Genomic DNA, 16,198 nt, shown 5'->3' with positions numbered 1-16,198 from the left:
CCGCTGTGCAAATTTATGGTTTGGAGATGATGGTTTAGTCGTCGCCGTGCGTCAGGTGAGAAGGGCTTTATCGCGACCCTTCCCTGCCCGACGGGCGATTACAGATGCTGTTCTTTTTTGCGCATCTCGCTATAAGCGGCCTGTTCTTTTTCGTAATAAGCTGGCGACGGGAAATCCCACCAGCCCGTTGCAAACGGTCCTGCCGCATCGCGCGAGACGATGACTTCCACCAACGCCGGACCATTACAATCAAGTGCGGCTTTCAGGCTGCTTTCAAGGTCTTCATCCTTTTCAACCTTCCAGGCCTGCAGGCCAAAGGCGCGTGCCGTTGCGGTCAGATCGGCCGAATATGGCGCACCATTGCCGGCATGATGGTTGAATTCCGATGCAATATGGCGGCCCATGAATTTGCGCTGTCCACCCCGGATCGACATGTAGCCCTGGTTGTTCAGAACAAGGAATACAACATTGATCCCGTTCATGACGGCCGTTCCCATTTCAGGCAGCGACATCATGAAATCACCATCGCCGACAATGGCCACTACCTGCTGGTCCGGGCAGGCCAGTTTGGCGCCCATGGCGGCGGGCACTGCCCAGCCCATCGGCGAAAATGACCCCGATGTAATATGGGTACGCGGTTCGTAAACCGGGAAGCTTTGTTTGACCGACCCCTGCGTATTGCCCGAGCCAACAACAACAATGCCGTTCCGGTCCAGTACATTGCGCAGGGCGCGAAGCGGGCGCTGCGATGTAAACGGGGTTTCGCGGCTGTTTTCACGCGGGGACACCTGTGCTTCCCAGTCCGCCTTTGCCTGTTTGACATCGGCAAGGAAGGCTTCGTTTTCAATGCGGGCCTGTGCTGCATTATCTGCGGGGACCAGGGCCAGCATTGCCTCAAGGGCGATTTTGGCATCGGCGACCACGCCAACTTCGGTCGGATAGGTTTTGCCAATTTCGCGGGGATCAAGGTCAATATGGACCAGTTTTCCCGGCGGGATCGAAAAGCTGACCCCCTGCGCATAGGACGATGCCGACCAGTCGGTAAAGCGGCAACCAACAGACAACACAACATCGGCGGAAGACGTGATTTTGTTGCCACATGTGGTGCCGGTCTGGCCAACAGCGCCAATAAACAGTTCGTGGTCTTCGGAAATGGCACCCTTGCCGTTCCAGGTGATGGAAACAGCAGCGCCAAGGCGTTCGGCCAGTTCCGTCAAGGCCCTGAATGCGTTGGCGGTAATGGCCCCTCCGCCAGCAACAATCACCGGCCGTTTGGCCGATTGCAGCAGTTTGACGGCGGCTTCAATCGCGGCCGGGTCCGGGTGGGCAATACCGATGGGAAGGCGGCTTTGCAACGGGTGGATCGTGACATCGGCTGCTTCAACCTGCACATCCATCGGTACTTCAACATGGACCGGGCCGGGACGACCCGTCATCATCTCGTTAAAGGCGCGATGCATGATGGTTGGCAATACTTCGACCGATTTTGCCTGCCAGGCGCGTTTGGTTACCTGTTCAGTAATACGGGGAAAGGCATTGTCCTGCTGGCGTTCGAGTTCCTGCATCGTGCCGTGGCCATGCATGTAGGTTTGCGGCGAACCAGACACATAAAAAACCGACGTTGAATCACAATAGGCCGTTGCCAGACCAATGATGGTATTGGTTGCACCCGGCCCGACCGAGGTTGAACATGCCATCGGCTTGCCACATGCGCGGTAATACCCATCGGCCATGTGTACGGCACTTTGTTCATGCATGACCTGGATGAACGGAATTTCCGAACCTTCCTGCATGAAGGCATCAAAAAGTGACCAGATGCCATGCCCCGGAACGCCGGCTACATATTCTACGCCATATTCCTTGAGCGCCTTGGCAACGACTTGACCGCCCGTAAGTTTCATAATCTTTGCTTCCCTGCTTGTGTTACGCCCTTTGAGCAAGTGGCGTATCTGCGTTGTTGCTGATCAAAATCTTGCAGACTTGACAGGGTCCGGGCAATTTCGCATATGATAGATTGATGACGCAAATTGACGCACAATGTGCGAAGTAGTGAGAGGCCAAAGATTTGCTACCGCAACATGAAACAACGGCTCGCCTGGCGGCATTTTCGGCCAATCTTCGCCTGTTATGTGACCGTCAGGGCTCCATCTCGCACATATGCCGCAAGGTCGGCATCAACCGGCAGCAATTCAACAAATATCTGTCGGGCAAACATCTGCCGTCATCGGGGAATATTCGCATCATCGCCAATTTTTTTGGTCTGAGCCCGGAAGTTCTGTTTTCCGAACCCGAACATTTCAGGGCGTTGGTTGATGGCAATTTCTTCGATGTGCTGGATAATTTGCGCCGCGCGCCACAGGTGCTCAGCTTCCTTGATACGGTCGCAGTCTCAAGCAAGGTGGATATGGGCGAATATGTCGGCTGTTATGACCGCTACCAGTATTCGTCAATCTATTCGCGCAAGATTTTGCGTTCTGCCTTCTGCATTTTTCAGAATGGCGATTTCCTCAATCACTATTATGTCGAACGATTTCCCAGTTATGACAACCCGAAGAAAACCGAATATATCTTTAAATATCATGGCTTTACCTTCCCGGTAGAAGATCGGGTTTTCTGCATCGATTTTGAATCGGTGCAACGGAACGAATTTACCTTTGGTATTTTTTCCAGCGTGCAGCGCAGCGCCAAACGTTTCATGTTTGGCATTGTCAGTGGCGTGGCTGCAACCATGTTCCGCCAGCCTTTTTCAACCCGGGCCGTTTTGCATTACCGGCGCCCCGGCCTTCTCAGCCGTGAAGAACTGCAAAGCACAACCACCCTTGATATGAACGACAATTCGATTCCGCGCGAAGCACGTGAATATCTGGGCGAAGCGCCCGACATGATCAAACCCAGCTAGTTTTTGCGCAATCAGTGCCAATTTCTGCTTCAAAGTGCGTCATAATTGCTTTTATCGCGAACTGGCCTGCGTCGAAATAAGATGGTTTGCTATCGGCAACTTAACGGAAACCGACAGGCATTGAATCATGACGAATGAAGTTCGCAACCTCGCCTTTCACGACGAATTCATCACGGCACAGCTTATTGATAATCCTTGTGATTATCATGTTAAGGATGGGGTTGTTATCAACCTGTCACCTGCCCCGATGATTACGGGCACGGACCACCCGGCAATTGTCCCGGCATGGAAATCGACCTGGCTTAAGGGGGGCGTGATCAAGTCTGGTGAACGTGCGGCCGTGATCAAGGTTGTCAAACGCACCAATCTGGGCGGTGTTGGCCTGCGTGACTGGGACTGGCTGGGAAACCGTATTCGCAGTTTTCCGCGCGATACACCGCTTTATATTTCCCCGCAGGACCATATCGGCAGCGTCGTTACCGACCCGTTTGTGTTTACCAATGAGCGGCGCGATTCAACAGCCCCGCAGGAATTTGACCTGAAACTTAATCTGTGGTGGTCGCCGGGTGATACGGATTGCTTCATTCATAATGAACATCCGTTTTTGGAAGTTCATACGCAAATTCATGGCCTTGGCCGTATGCAGAAATTTGCCACCCGCGATGGAAGCACACTTTACGAAGATGTTTTAATGCCCGCGGGCTATTCACATGATCCGTTTTGCCGGGTTACGGGTGAAAATGAATGGACCTATCCCTGGCATCGTTATTACGCCGATACCGACTCTGTCTGGCTGGCAATTGAACTGCATCCCAGAGGCTGATTTACCGTTGTGATCATTCCGGCAGAGTCAGTTTGGGCCTGCCGATAGCAAATGCAGGAAAACGGTGATGGAGCCAGATCGAAGCTGGGTGCGCCTGGAAACCGATGCACTGGGCAGCCGCAAAATTCCGCGAGATGCGCTTTATGGTATTCACAGCCTGCGCGCATCGGAAAATTTCAATGTTTCGGGCACAACGCTGGCAAGTCTGCGCCCGCTGGTTAAGGCCTTTGCCCTGGTTAAAAAGGCCGCTGCCATTGCCAATAACCGGTTGGGACTGCTGGCCGATGAAAAGGCCGATGTTATTGGCCGGGTGTGCGACGAACTTTTGGCAGGCCAGCATGCCCGGCATTTGATTGTCGATGTGTTTCAGGGCGGGGGCGGCACCTCCAGCCATATGAATTTAAACGAAATCATCGCCAATCGCGGGCTGGAATTGCTGGGTTATGCCTGTGGCAATTATGAACATTTACACCCGGTTGATGATGTTAATCTGTCGCAATCAACAACTGATGTGCATAGTACGGCCTTGCGCATTGCCCTGTTATTTGAACTGGCCGAACTGGAAAATGCCGTTTCCGGCCTTGCCGAAAGTTTTGCCGCCAAAGGCCGGGCTTTCAAGGATGATTTGAAACTGGCACGTACCCATTTGATGGATGCCGTGCCCATGAAAATAGGCGAGGAATTTGCCGCCTTTTCGCATGTCCTGTTACATGACCTTGAAAACACGCTGGCGATGCGCGCCGGGCTTTCGCAGATCAATCTTGGCGGCACCATTGCCGGGTCATCGCTGAGCGATCAACCGGCATTTACCCACGCTGTGATCAAAGAACTTGAAACTCTTACCAGCCTGTCACTGATGCCAGCGCATGATCTGGTGGCGGCGGCATGGAATATGTCCGACCTTGTTGGGCTTTCAGCGGGGTTAAAGCGCCAGGCGATTACATTATCGAAAATTTGCAATGATTTGCGCCTGCTTGCCAGCGGACCGAATGGGGGTATTGGTGAATTGTCGCTTCCGCCGGTGCAGGCAGGTTCACCGCAAATTCCCGGTAAAATAAACCCGGTGATCCCCGAAATGGTTAACCAGGTTGCCTTTCAGATTATCGGTAGCGACGTTGCTATCAGCCTGGCCGCCGAAGCCGGGCAATTGCAGCGCAACCCGTTTGAACCAATGCTGGCCCATTCGCTGCTCGGCGCGACGGGCATGCTGACAAAGGCGATGAAAACACTGGCAAAGCAATGCATTGACGGGCTTGTTGTTAACCTTGGCCGGTCGCGCGGCATGCTGGAACATCCCGACACCATTGAAAACGGGCTGGTTCCCTTTATCGGGGCGGATGACGCCCATGCACTGGCGCAGTCCATAAGCCCTGATAAGCCCCTTTCCGCCCTGTTAGGGCCATATCTTGCCCGCAAACCCAAATCCTGAAACGAGGACCCTATGAGCCAGCTTGTCCTGGATGCCAATGCCGTTTTATTGCCGGCGATCGATAATCTGGAACTGACACCGGCCCTGGAACAGTATTTTTCCGAAGGCGGCAAAACCCTGCTTTTGGGGGAAAACCGTGCTGAATATGTTGCCCGCAAAATGTCGGAAAGGCGCTGTCAGTCCGAAACAACGGCGGATTTTGCTGCCTTTGCATCGCTGATCCATAAAAAGGCGGGCGGTGCGATCATTGCCCTTGATCAGGAACCGGCCGGAATTTTACGCTTGCATGGTATGGTGCCGCAAATACCGGGCCGTGACGCACTTCTGGCCATGAGCGATGACGAAATTTACGTATCCTCACTTGCAATGGCAAAGGCCGCCCGTGCATTGGGCGTGACCATGTTTCTATCGCCAGTCGTTGATGTGATAACCGGCAATAACCCATGGCTTCAGGGCCGCACACTGGCTGACGACCCGGCAAATACCACCCGCATCGCCAGTGCCTTTATCAAGGGGGTTGAAGCGGCAGGGGTTATCACCGTGGCAAAGCATTTTCCCGGCCACCCCGATATTGATGGTGACCCGGCAACGGATATCGCCACCGTTACCGCCAGCAAGGATGATATTGACCGGGCGATATCGGTTTTTGCCGGGGTCATTTCGGCGGGCCCGCGTGCTATTATGACTGGCCCTGCCCTTGTCCCGGCGATGGATGCTGATATGCCATCTTCCTTATCGGAACCGACAATATCGGCGCTGAAAAAACTGGGTTTCGCCGGGCTTGTCGTTAGCGACGATCTTGATGCGCCAGCTACCCTGCGGGATCGTTTTGATGTGCCCGGTGCGGCCATTGCGGCCTTAAAGGCCGGGTCTGATTTATTGTTATTATCAGCCGCCAATGATCTGCCCGCATTAAATACCCGTATCTGCCAGGCTGTCGAAAATGGTGACCTGCCAGCACAGCGGTTGGCAGATGCCGCAAATCGCGTGCGCAAACTGGCCGGTCAGGCTGCTTCGCAGCTGGCGGGTTGATGATGGCCTATATTGAACATGTCGCGTTATGGACGCGGGATTTGAAGGCATCGGCTGCATTTTGGCAGCAATATTTCGGGGCGCAAATATCAGCAGTTTATAGCAGCCAAAACCGCCCCGGTTATCAATCCATCTTTGTCAGTCTGGAAAAAGGCACCCGGATCGAACTGATGACCGGGCCGTGGGTTAACCGGATTCAAGACTATGAATTTGAAGGCTGGTCGCATATTGCCATATCGCTGGGTAGTGAATTGGCGGTTAACGACAAGGCAGGCAAACTCGCCCGCGCCGGGTTTGATGTTAAGGGAGCACGCCATACGGGCGATGGCTATTACGAGGCGGCATTTACCGCACCGGGGAATATCCTGGTTGAAATATTGATCTGATTTCGGGGCACTGCGTCACCAGATGCTAACGCATGGTGACGCAGTGCCTTTACTATTAGATGGCTTTTTCACCCAAAATCAGATCAGAAGCCTTCTCGCCGATCATGATGCAAACCGCATTTGGGTTCCCCGAAATCAGGTTCGGCATGATCGAGGCATCGGCAACCCGTAACCCGTCAATCCCACGTACTTTCAGGTCTGGTGTGACCACGGCCATGTCGTCCTGCCCCATTTTGCAGGTACCAGCTGGGTGCAAGGCAGCATGGGCCGTATTTTGGCAAAATGTTCTGAAATCAGCCCGTGTGCGAATTTTCATGTCTGGCACATGGCGCTGTTGCAGATATTTGCGAATGGCGGGTTGCTCCATAATTTCAATGGCAAACAGCCCCCCGTCCGTCAGCGTTTCCAGATCATAGGGATCGGCCAAATAATTGGGCGAAATGCGTGGTGGCGTTTGCGGATCGGCCGATTGCAATGTCACCTCGCCACGCGATCGCGGGCGGATCTGGCCCAGATTGATGGTACAGCCATTGCCACCCGGTACAGCCTCGACACCTTCTTCAATGCCGGCGCCAACAACCATAAAATATTGCATGTCGGGCATGGCCTCGTCCCGATTTGCCCACCAGAAACCGCCCCCTTCTATCAGGTTCGAGGATGCAGGCCCGCCTTTGAATAGCAGATAATTTAAACCCGCCAGCGCCTTCCAGTGCAGCTTTTTGTATTTGTCGTAACTATGCGGCCCGTTAAGCTGATAGATCAGCGACATTTCAATATGGTCCTGCAGGTTCTGCCCAACCCCGGGGATATCGGCCACAACCTTGATGCCGTGTTTTTCAAGGGCACCGGCCGCACCAATACCCGATGTCATCAAAAGTTTCGGGCTGGCAATGGCACCGGCGGAAATAATCACTTCGCGCCGGGCGCGCATGACGCAGGTTTTGCCATTCATGACATATTCAACACCCGTGGCACGGCCATTTTCGCAAATGATTTTACAAACGCGAGCACCCGTTTGAACCGTCAGGTTTTTGCGGTTTCGTGCCGGTTTTAAATAGGCTGTTGCCGCACTGCTGCGCCGGCCATTGCGCGCGGTGATTTGATAAAGCCCGCAACCCGCCGGATCGCCTGAATTGAAATCAGGGTTAAACGGCATGCCCTTTTGCTGGCATGCCAAAAGCCAGGCACGGGTTAAGGGGTGGATATGGTCTATATCGGAAACACCAAGTGGCCCATCCGTGCCGTGGGCATCATTGCAAAAGCGGTTATTGTTTTCGGCCTTTTTGAAATAGGGCAAAACTTCATCATACCCCCAACCTTCTGCACCGGCCTGTGCCCAACCGTCATAATCGGCGGGATTGCCGCGAATATAGATCATGGCATTTACCGAACTGCCACCCCCCAGCACACTGGCCTGCACCATTGTCGGGTTATCGTCGCGGGTCTGATCGGCGGTTGGTTGCCAGTTATAGCGTTTTAACAGGCGGCCCTGCGCGGTTTTGTAATAGGCACCGGGAATATGGATATAGGGATTATAATCACGCGGGCCTTCTTCAAGCAGGACAACGCTGCAATCGGGGTTTTCTGACAGGCGCGATGCAATCACACACCCCGTCGAACCGCCACCAACAATAATGTAATCCGCCATTTGCATTTGCCGTTCCCCTGATTGTTCCGACCTGCAAGGCGTAATCAGGCGCAAAAGATGCAACAAGGCGCACCCATTCCGCCGCAGGTATTGACCGAAAATATCAGGGTGCTCGATGCATTCAATTTCGCAGGACAACATGCATCGACGCAAAATGACGCACAAGTTGCGACAATTTTATACCCGTCAATAAGGAACGCTTATTTGCCTCAACGATGTGCCATCGGGATCGGGCCTTAAAACGGGCATTTTGCGCAGTTGCGTCAGTTTGCGCTTTATAAAAACCGGTTGCGCAATTGCCTGTCGGCCTGTTTCACCGAAAAATCGCTGCAGATTTAACGGCTGGTTCGTGCTGGCCACTTGCATCAAAGGGAATATTAATCATGTCCGCAAACGTGCAGAAACTGATCCTTCATCCCACCGTCGCCCGGTTTGCGACCTTTGTTATGGATACTGTCATTGCACGCCAGATCGGGTTTGACGGGCTGGAACTTTCAGCAACAAAACTTGATGCGTTTTTTGCCGCCGGCCTGACGCAGGAAGATTTACGTTCCTATCTGGATGGCCTTGATTGCCCCGGCCTGGGCTATTTGCCCGATATTGAACGCAATGATGCCAAGGCTGCCAGCTTGTTTGCGGATGCAGAAAAGCTCTTTAAAATGGCGGCAATGGCCGGTGCCAAGGGCGTGCAAGTTTTGACCGGCCCGCTTGATGTGCGGCAAGTTCTGGATTGCCAAAGTGAGCCCGCCCTGCGCCGGGATCATGCGTTTTTAAAGCTGGATCACAAAGACCAAATCACGCTTTGTGCGTCCAGTTTGCAAAAACTGGCAGACCTTGCTGCCCCCTATGGGCTGGTTCTGTATCTGGAAGCCCTGGGCTGGTCGCCGGTTAATCGCCTTGCCGATCAATTGGAAATTATTGACCGTGCAGCGCGCGAAAATGTGCGTATCGTGATTGATTACTGGCATTGCCATGTTTCCGGTGACACACCCGATATGGTTGCCAAAATTGATAAATCACTGATTTACGGGGTGCATTTTTGTGATTCAAACCCCTATCCGGGTGGCATCCCGATCGAACCTGTCTTGCGTGATGTGCCAATTGGCAAGGGCGTGATTAACCTTAAACACTGGACCGATGCGGTCAAGGCAACCGGCTATCAGGGCTGGTGGAGTGCCGAGCTTTTTTGCCTGCGTCAGCACCAGCAGGACAGCCTTGTCATCGCACGGGATCTGTATGATTTGATGGTTGAACATATTCGCTGATTAACGGGAAAACAGCATTATGACCGGTGTTTTCGCATTTAATCTTATTTCTTTTCCAAAATAAGCTTCAACCGCGAGGCGAGCAGCGCCTTCACCGGGACCAGATCAACGCTAATCGGCAATTTTTCGCTTGGCGCGGGAATGATTTGCTTCGCAATGCAGTGTGTTGCCCCGGCTCCCAATCGGAGATTGCAAGACGGCAATCACCTTCGAGCCGATATGGAAAGCATCATTGCCGCTGCTGCCCTAAAGCACGCTGGCTGCTGTCGCAGTCTGCGTATCATTATCCGGCCGCTACTAGCGGTGCTCGATATTCCGCGCTATGATCCAATCTGGTTTGGTATCTCTGTTTCGTGGTAGAAGGTGCAGAAAGAAATCTTCAACGGTTTGATGCTCTGCCTCGTTACAGCTTTCGTGATGCTTGGGCTGCTACTTACCTTTCCCGAAGTAGTCCTTTGGCTCCCCGCAAACATGTAGAGTTCAGGCAAACAAACAACATTGTGCTGCTGATCATCACTTTCGTTCCAAAAGTCTCTTTGCAATCAATATCATGGTTGACGGCAGACTAGATTATTACTCGGCCATGTAATGTTACCCATGTATCTGCGAACCTATTTAAAGCAAACATCGAAATAAAGACAAAGCTCGCCATAGCGAACCGAATGCTTGATCGTGATGTAGATGATGATAGTTGCGCAATCTACGCCCGGCTTCGCCGAGCTTGACCTTCGGTTCAAAATCGCTCCAGTGGAGCGATTTATTCACAGCCGAAGCCTTCAAGTTGTGAAAAGGCTCGTAACCAAAGAAAGCCATCAGTTCAAAAATGGATCCTGCGGACGAATAGTCAGCAAAGAGTATCTCATGAACATGTCAACGGGGGTTCTCACAAATGTATCTTCGACAATTGATGGCAAAGAGCAGCGCCATTAGTCAGATGATCGGTAACGTTTGAACCGAAAGCGACGCTAAATCAGGTGGCACAGCAATACGGGTTGCGTCTGGACGATCTTTCATGCTGGCGCAATCTTGCCCGCAACGGCAAGCTGGTTCTTCCGGCAGCAAAGGTCTCTTTGGGCGGTGATCGAGCACTTGGTCGACGGGGCCTATGCCAATTGCCTTGGCATCAGTTCGATCTGCGAATTCGGTAAATCCCCTACCGATCCGATCTGGCCGACATACACGGGATAGTTGCGCCCCCCGTCAAACAGCACATTGCCGTTATCATGATAACTGAAGCTCTGCCCGCCTCGCGCTGTTGCAACCGTATGCGGGCGTCCGCCCGCACCATAGGTAATCGCACCACCTCCCGTCACATCAGACTTGCAGGTGATGTCGCCCAGATGATCGTACTGATAGCTGGTCTACGAAATTTCCTGATTATATTCCGTATCCGTCAGCGTCGTATTGCTCAGACGGTTCAGCGCATCATAGCTGAAGCTTTCATGCCGCTTTTGAACGCTGTCTTCACGTGCCTTCAAATTCCCGACCATGTCATAGGTCATCGCCAGATCTAGCCTGATACCCTCTATACCGCTGCCTAGCACGACCGGCCCGTCACACGTCCCAAAGCATCCTCGGCATCCCGTTCAACAGCCCGTCAGTATGCTTAACTAAGGCGATTAGATATATTGCAGAATATTGCAGAACTGGCCGCAATCATCACAGTGAGAACGACCTAGAACAAAACGTTCCCCTCGCGGCCAGCGAACTGTTAAAACGGCAATGAAACTTCCAACAAAAGGCCCTATAATAATCAGGAAACTGGCAAGCATATGGCTCATCGGCAACGTTTTCCTTAACGAACATGGTCTCGTGAAAGTTAGCATATCCGACATAGCGCCGAACGGCACAACACTCGAGGATCCTTTTCCTCACTCTTGTCGCAAAAACGGCTCTGAGCGGGGCTACGCTTTGCTAACCGTTATGTTCGGCCTTGTTCTGATAGGTATTATCGCCGGGCATTTCTGAAAACTTGTCCGCACCGATCTGGCCGACAGCAGAAACCTGCAACTTGCAGCACAGGCCGATGCAACCGTCGACGCGGTCGCTCTGCGTGTTGCACATGGGTTTCTGGGAGCTTTATAAAGCGCAAAATGGTATCGGTACTAATGGCATACGAAAAAGATCAGGAAAATAAATTATGAGTACTACAATAGGGCTTGGAATTGGGGCGGCCAATACAGGTGATCTAATTGATAAACTGTCTTCAGTTGCAAGAAAGTATGGCTACAATTTAAAGAAGGGTACTCAATATGCTGAAGAGGACGTGCTGCAAGGGCTAACAGTGACTAAAGAGATATTAAGATGGCAAGAAGTAGCTCTTTTAGGAACAAACGACACGGCCTGTGGTGTCTTGGCTTTCGGCATACATAATGAACTCACGACGTATGAGACACAGCGAACAAGACCTAAGTTTTTTGATTTTCTGGATGAAATGTCTCAGTTAGCTTCGGCGTATGTCGATAAGATCACACTTTTTTTTGCTTCTGAATGGAATAGAAGCGACCACGTTAAGTTTAGTTATGGATCAGTTGAGCAGCTAATATGTCTCTTGAGCCTACCTGGGCATTGGGGGGGCAGGTACCTGATCCCAGAAACTGGCCACTTTCAAGACTCTGACGAAGTACCTTTTGTGTATGAGATCGTTCTTCAGGGGTAAGATTGCTATGGCTGAAATTGCTGATGTTTCTATGAAAATGTGGGTGACAAATTGTGACTCTGATACTTGGTGTCTAAGAGGAAAAGTGACTGAGTAAACATCTACAGATTAGATTTTCTTGAGAAAATTTAACTTGGCACGGGCTGACTGGTGTTTCATCTGGCCTTTTCATGGTTGTCAAAAGGTGGTGGATATCCGCAGGTACCCAAGTTAACGAACAACTCAGTCTCTTAGACGCTCGCAACGAATTAAGACTATCATGAACAATCCTTATTCTCGCAACCACATGCTCATAATAATTTTTCTCTCTACTCAATGGATCGCATAACTTAAGCAGCATATTTTTATTTCGCTCATCAACCTTTATTATCAACGCCGTTGTATCGCTGCAAACAAACTCGTTTCCGAGTATAACACATTCTGCCAATCTCAGGTATCTTATGTCAGGCGGAGAACACTATTTCATTGAAAATCTACCCAACAAACAATTTATCAATTAATATATCTAATTTCTTTCCTATAGCAGTCAACTCATAGTCTTCATCAAAACCTATCTCATCAAGCCTTTCTATACAGATATCCCTTATCTCATCAGCCATATCTTCGTTGATGTCACTTGGATTTCTCATAGATTGGAGGCTTTCCCGTATTACAGGCGTTAATTCAAGTTTTTCCAACATAAAAGCAATATCGTTACTATTTACTTTAACCATCTTTCCAACTCACGTTGACGTTCTAAACGTGCTGTTTTCTTCGCAGAGGTTGGATTAACCGACACAATTTTGTTTGTTTCTGGGTTAATGGCCACTTCTGCCTTTGAACCAACGTACCTCTGACTTGGTCGCCCTTGGCTATCAAACTTCACCGGTTTTTTATCCAGCGGACTCCTAATTGCATCCAGTTCGTCTACAGTACGCACGTTCCTATTCATTTTTTGATTCAAGCTATGCTTAGTATGCTGCGGCAATGCCGCTTTTGCTTCCGTAGCGGCCACTTTCGTGCTGCTCGCTAATGGCCCTTTCACATTACGAAGAGACAGCGCCATTCCCACGGCTGAAGCAGCCTCGCTCATGCCGAGATGCCGCTCAAACTCTTCAACATCCTCCGTCGTGAGGAGGTCAAATCCACTAATCTCATGCAAAGAATGAGTCTTTACATCCACCCACTTAGACTTCACTCCAATAGCAGCTGCTATCTGAATACAATGGTTAGCCGTCTCTATCTGCGATACATTTCTAAGGTAAGAATTTACTGCTGTCCGAATTCTTTCTTGCCTCTTAGACTCCTGAACTCCCCCCCGGAACAGTCTCACTTACAGGGTGAGTGGTTTCGTTGATACTTTTGCCACGACGGGGACGGGACCGCAAGGAGCCGGAGGCGACTGGAGGTCGCGTCTCCGTCGATGGAATTGTTTTGCGAGGGCGGTCGGGGTTTCGTCGTCCAGCGCCGAGTGGGGCCGGACGGTGTTGTAATGTCTCCGCCAAGCCTCAATGGTCTTGCGGGCTTCGTGGATGCTTGCAAACCAGTTCTCATTTAGACATTCATCCCGGAACTTGCCATTAACTATTCCACATAGGCATTCTGTGTCGGCTTGCCGGGCTGGATAAACCGTAGCTGCACCCCGGTTTTTTGCAACCATTCAAACATCGTCCAGGAAGTCGGTTCAGGGCCGTTATCATGAACCAGTTCGTCCGGATAGCCATGGGTCATAGCCAGTTGATCAAGATATCGGGTGAGACGTTTTCCGGAGATCGAGAAGTCGACAATCTGGCCAGGACAGCCCCGTGTGCAATCATCGACGATATTCAAGCCCCGGAACCGACGTTCGTTCCACAAGCCATCCGAAACGAAGTCCAAAGACCGGCGCTGGTTGGGGCGAACGGCTGCCGCTAGGGGAATGCGATCCCGATGCGCCAGCCGTTTGCGTTTGCGGCGACACACTTGAAGTCCCTCTTCATAATAAAGGCGCCAGGTTCGCTTGGCATTGACCACGAGACCTTCCTTGCGCAGAAAGACATGCAGCCGCAAATAGCCATAGCGGCGATACCGGCCAAAGCCTTGAGACGTGATCGTGTCGGCGCATCATCCTCTCTTCTGAATGTATAATGCAAAACCGGGCGGCTGATGCCGACAAGCCCGCAAGCGCGGCGTTCGGTAAACTGGTGCTCTGCCGCGAGGTGAGCAACCGCCAAACTTCGGCTTCCAACGGTAAAAAGTCTGCTCCACAATACCATGATGGCGAATGATATCCTTCCCCGCAAATCCTGCGTCCTGTTCCTTCAAAATCCCGATGATCTGTGCTTCTGAAAAGCGCTTCTTCATCTCGAGTTCTCCTTTGCCTTAATTTGGAAAACTCACTCAAAAAATGCGACTGTTTTCGGGGAGAAGGTCAACAGGCCCTAGAACGCCTCCTGTCGCAAATAAATCCACTCATAATTTCCTTTACAGGCTCTTTTTTCTTCCGCTTTTAGCGAAATGGCGTCAGTCCTGACATCATATCCATCTGGACAATGAGAAATAGCAAGTCCTTCAACTTGATCATAATTTTCTACATCCCTTTCACTAATCGCCCCATCAAATACATAAAAAATCCTCAACAACTTGTTTTCCATACAACAAGCTACACCACGTATGTTAGGTGTAATCATATTTAAAAGAGACACCTGCAAAATAAGACGTGCCCTCCAGTTGGTATCGAACTCATTCTCCATTATGGCCTCGCCGGAACAACATGGACTTTTCCATTTTTATCATAATGTATGGTTCCCTTTGATGTTCTTTGCTTTATTTTTCCTTTGTCATCGACATAAGAACAATCTCTGTTGTTATGACTGAAGACGATACGGTAGCTTTGTGCTCGGCCAAAATCCATGCCCACCAACGACAACTCAAGGTCAGGGAGGCTTACCACTCATACCAACTTCAACAAAACTGACGTGACCGAACGCCGATTGGCGAGACTCATCTTAAAGGCCACTGGCTGATTCAGGCCGGATTCGAGATTGATACACCGATTAGGGTCAGGGTAATGGTAGGCTGTCTGGTTGTGACGATAGCGTAGATAGAACAAAGCCCGCGACTGCGGGCTTAATCAATTTCGGAAAGATTAAAAAAGAGACTAATAGAGTTACAAACAACCTCTATTTCACTTTTCAGGATATCTGTCATCTTCTGCAACTAAATCGTGAGGTATGCGAACCAAAGCAGGATCAGCCAAATTATTACCCTTCATTTTCAAAAAATAAGGATCATCAGAACCAGACAAACAGGCCGCAACCGGAAGATAACCAAGATTTAAAACCACTTTTCCTGGATAGGCAGATAACGCCTCCTCAATTATTTGATCAGCGGTAAACCACTTTAAATCAGCTCCCAACCCAGATTCATCATCGTCCTGATCAAGCCAAAAACAAACACCCGATAAAGGGTAGTTCTGTAAAGCTTCCATCAACCACCCTCGCAACAACTCTGGCGGCATATTTTTAGCCAGATCAGCCGCTTCGGTTATTGTTATTTTTGAACCATTGAGAGACGATTCTATTTTCTGCAACTCTGTTAAGATGGTCATTAGCGCTCCAGAACTTTAGCAAGAGGTCCATTCTTTGTAGCCAGAATAGACCACCCTGGCTTTTCTCCATCGACTAAAATAGCGAACAGTTCATCGTGGATAAAAACATTTGCCTTTACTGCTCCTTCAGATGAGCCCCACTGCACCCTAATTTCTGAAATGTCTTTAACAGGAGAAAAATCTTCGTTGGCTTTTACAAAACCAACCGGATTAGCAAATGGCATTTTTTCCGGGTCTTTCCACTCTGGTTCTGACGGAGAGGCACAACAATTGTATAGCCAAACGTCGCTAACAATCGCCTCGCTTTCATTGAGAAGATAGGCGTAAGCCACACGCCCATCATCATCAAATACAACAGAATAACCCGAATCTGGATTTAAGAACTTTCCATCACATGTCATCAAAGCGCCCACTATCCCATTCGTTTTTCCAATAGTCTTTTTGTTCTTTACGCCATGCAGGGGAATTTTTACCAATAATAGCTCCCCC

At 50.6% G+C, this 16,198-nt stretch carries 19 protein-coding genes and 1 pseudogene; 8 read left to right on the top strand and 12 right to left on the bottom strand.

Annotated features, from left to right (window positions below; genetic code table 11):
• Window positions 1–98: 98 nt before the first annotated feature.
• Window positions 99–1,901, bottom strand: coding sequence for a thiamine pyrophosphate-binding protein (locus J4E05_RS16780; RefSeq protein ID WP_349597818.1), 1,803 nt, complete (start codon window positions 1,899–1,901; stop codon window positions 99–101).
• Between the two features lie 164 nt (window positions 1,902–2,065).
• On the opposite strand from J4E05_RS16780, the gene J4E05_RS16775 reads away from it, so the two are divergent.
• The 5 genes from J4E05_RS16775 (at window position 2,066) to J4E05_RS16755 (ending at window position 6,569) form a co-directional block, all read left to right on the top strand.
• Window positions 2,066–2,899, top strand: a complete 834-nt coding sequence (locus tag J4E05_RS16775) for a helix-turn-helix domain-containing protein (RefSeq protein WP_085590184.1) — start codon at window positions 2,066–2,068, stop codon at window positions 2,897–2,899.
• Window positions 2,900–3,026: 127 nt separating this feature from the next.
• Window positions 3,027–3,722, top strand: coding sequence for a hypothetical protein (locus J4E05_RS16770; protein ID WP_349597814.1), 696 nt, complete (start codon window positions 3,027–3,029; stop codon window positions 3,720–3,722).
• Between the two features lie 67 nt (window positions 3,723–3,789).
• Window positions 3,790–5,151 carry an aspartate ammonia-lyase gene (locus J4E05_RS16765; RefSeq protein WP_349597811.1) on the top strand — a complete coding sequence of 454 codons (1,362 nt, stop codon included), beginning with the start codon at window positions 3,790–3,792 and terminating at the stop codon, window positions 5,149–5,151.
• 12 nt (window positions 5,152–5,163) lie between these two features.
• Window positions 5,164–6,183: a glycoside hydrolase family 3 N-terminal domain-containing protein gene (locus tag J4E05_RS16760; RefSeq protein ID WP_349597808.1), complete on the top strand. Its 1,020-nt coding sequence runs from the start codon at window positions 5,164–5,166 to the stop codon at window positions 6,181–6,183.
• Entirely contained in the window at window positions 6,183–6,569 is a 387-nt protein-coding gene (locus J4E05_RS16755) for a VOC family protein (protein WP_349597806.1), read from the top strand. The genes J4E05_RS16760 and J4E05_RS16755 overlap by 1 nt, the downstream gene beginning before the upstream one ends.
• 55 nt (window positions 6,570–6,624) lie before the next feature.
• Here J4E05_RS16755 and J4E05_RS16750 read toward each other — a convergent pair whose 3' ends face one another.
• Window positions 6,625–8,217, bottom strand: coding sequence for a GMC family oxidoreductase (locus J4E05_RS16750; RefSeq protein ID WP_349597803.1), 1,593 nt, complete (start codon window positions 8,215–8,217; stop codon window positions 6,625–6,627).
• Between the two features lie 383 nt (window positions 8,218–8,600).
• Here J4E05_RS16750 and J4E05_RS16745 point away from each other — a divergent pair, with 383 nt between their 5' ends.
• Window positions 8,601–9,482, top strand: coding sequence for a sugar phosphate isomerase/epimerase family protein (locus tag J4E05_RS16745; RefSeq protein ID WP_349597800.1), 882 nt, complete (start codon window positions 8,601–8,603; stop codon window positions 9,480–9,482).
• Window positions 9,483–10,585: 1,103 nt separating this feature from the next.
• Here the strand turns inward: J4E05_RS16745 and J4E05_RS16740 are convergent.
• The 3 genes from J4E05_RS16740 to J4E05_RS16730 all read right to left on the bottom strand — a co-directional run bounded on the left by J4E05_RS16740 (window position 10,586) and on the right by J4E05_RS16730 (window position 11,254).
• The gene (locus J4E05_RS16740; protein WP_349597797.1) at window positions 10,586–10,795 is read right to left on the bottom strand and encodes a hypothetical protein; all 210 of its coding nucleotides are present in this window, start codon (window positions 10,793–10,795) and stop codon (window positions 10,586–10,588) included.
• 48 nt (window positions 10,796–10,843) lie between these two features.
• The gene (locus J4E05_RS16735) at window positions 10,844–10,984 is read right to left on the bottom strand and encodes a hypothetical protein (RefSeq protein ID WP_349597794.1); all 141 of its coding nucleotides are present in this window, start codon (window positions 10,982–10,984) and stop codon (window positions 10,844–10,846) included.
• A gap of 117 nt (window positions 10,985–11,101) precedes the next feature.
• Entirely contained in the window at window positions 11,102–11,254 is a 153-nt protein-coding gene (locus tag J4E05_RS16730; protein ID WP_349598852.1) for a prepilin peptidase, read from the bottom strand.
• Window positions 11,255–11,622: 368 nt separating this feature from the next.
• Here J4E05_RS16730 and J4E05_RS16725 point away from each other — a divergent pair, with 368 nt between their 5' ends.
• Window positions 11,623–12,141: a hypothetical protein gene (locus tag J4E05_RS16725; protein ID WP_349597793.1), complete on the top strand. Its 519-nt coding sequence runs from the start codon at window positions 11,623–11,625 to the stop codon at window positions 12,139–12,141.
• A gap of 473 nt (window positions 12,142–12,614) precedes the next feature.
• Here J4E05_RS16725 and J4E05_RS16720 read toward each other — a convergent pair whose 3' ends face one another.
• From J4E05_RS16720 to J4E05_RS24125, 5 genes and pseudogenes are all read right to left on the bottom strand, one after another.
• Window positions 12,615–12,854: a hypothetical protein gene (locus J4E05_RS16720; RefSeq protein WP_349597791.1), complete on the bottom strand. Its 240-nt coding sequence runs from the start codon at window positions 12,852–12,854 to the stop codon at window positions 12,615–12,617.
• The gene (locus J4E05_RS16715) at window positions 12,842–13,318 is read right to left on the bottom strand and encodes a hypothetical protein (protein ID WP_349597788.1); all 477 of its coding nucleotides are present in this window, start codon (window positions 13,316–13,318) and stop codon (window positions 12,842–12,844) included. The genes J4E05_RS16720 and J4E05_RS16715 overlap by 13 nt, the downstream gene beginning before the upstream one ends.
• A 135-nt stretch (window positions 13,319–13,453) precedes the next feature.
• Window positions 13,454–14,463: pseudogene (locus J4E05_RS16710) on the bottom strand (IS3 family transposase).
• A gap of 77 nt (window positions 14,464–14,540) precedes the next feature.
• On the bottom strand, window positions 14,541–14,852 hold the full coding sequence (locus tag J4E05_RS16705) for a MafI2 family immunity protein (protein ID WP_349597787.1): 312 nt from the start codon (window positions 14,850–14,852) through the stop codon (window positions 14,541–14,543).
• On the bottom strand, window positions 14,852–15,013 hold the full coding sequence (locus J4E05_RS24125) for a polymorphic toxin type 50 domain-containing protein (RefSeq protein WP_503012351.1): 162 nt from the start codon (window positions 15,011–15,013) through the stop codon (window positions 14,852–14,854). Before J4E05_RS24125 ends, J4E05_RS16705 begins: the two co-directional genes overlap by 1 nt.
• A 78-nt stretch (window positions 15,014–15,091) precedes the next feature.
• Here J4E05_RS24125 and J4E05_RS24120 point away from each other — a divergent pair, with 78 nt between their 5' ends.
• Complete coding sequence (locus J4E05_RS24120; protein ID WP_503012358.1) at window positions 15,092–15,202, top strand: SymE family type I addiction module toxin; 111 nt, start codon at window positions 15,092–15,094, stop codon at window positions 15,200–15,202.
• A gap of 84 nt (window positions 15,203–15,286) precedes the next feature.
• Here J4E05_RS24120 and J4E05_RS16700 read toward each other — a convergent pair whose 3' ends face one another.
• Together J4E05_RS16700 and J4E05_RS16695 are read right to left on the bottom strand one after the other, a co-directional pair.
• Window positions 15,287–15,709, bottom strand: a complete 423-nt coding sequence (locus tag J4E05_RS16700; protein ID WP_349597786.1) for a hypothetical protein — start codon at window positions 15,707–15,709, stop codon at window positions 15,287–15,289.
• Window positions 15,709–16,185 carry a hypothetical protein gene (locus J4E05_RS16695; RefSeq protein ID WP_349597783.1) on the bottom strand — a complete coding sequence of 159 codons (477 nt, stop codon included), beginning with the start codon at window positions 16,183–16,185 and terminating at the stop codon, window positions 15,709–15,711. Before J4E05_RS16695 ends, J4E05_RS16700 begins: the two co-directional genes overlap by 1 nt.
• Window positions 16,186–16,198: the final 13 nt, after the last annotated feature.

The organism is Thalassospira sp. NFXS8, from assembly GCF_040148805.1.
Lineage (GTDB): Bacteria > Pseudomonadota > Alphaproteobacteria > Rhodospirillales > Thalassospiraceae > Thalassospira.
The sequence above is the reverse complement of the archived record's forward strand: the minus strand, read 5'-3'. Positions and strand labels throughout refer to the sequence as shown.